At 76.8% G+C, this 383-nt stretch carries 1 pseudogene; it reads left to right on the forward strand.

What is annotated here, in order from left to right:
- Positions 1-312: pseudogene (locus CCN29_RS36750) on the forward strand (maltokinase N-terminal cap-like domain-containing protein); the annotation flags it as partial.
- Positions 313-383 lie beyond the last annotated feature (71 nt).

Genomic DNA, 383 nt, shown 5'->3' on the forward strand with positions numbered 1-383 from the left:
TCCCGGCCGCTCTCCGAACGGCGCAGCGCCCACTCCCCCGTGCGGGACATCGCCGGGATGCTGCGCTCCTTCGACTATGCCGCCCGGCAGCGCCGCCCCTGGCGTCCGGAGTGGGCGCGGCGCTGCCGCGAGGCCTACTGCGCGGGCTACGCGGCCCGCGCCGGCTGGGACCCGCGCAAGAAGCACGGTCTGCTCCGCGCCTACGAGACGGACCGGGCCGTGTACGAGGTGCTGTACGAGGCACGGCACCGACCCGACTGGCTGCCCGTACCGATGGCGGCGATCGAGCGCCTCGCCGTGAGAGGAGACTGAGCCGTGGCCCTGCACGAGACCCCGCTGCCCGGACCGGGCGGGCCCGCCCCGTCCGCCCCCGCGACCGGGAC

Source organism: Streptomyces pseudogriseolus, assembly GCA_002154585.1.
Lineage (GTDB): Bacteria > Actinomycetota > Actinomycetes > Streptomycetales > Streptomycetaceae > Streptomyces > Streptomyces pseudogriseolus.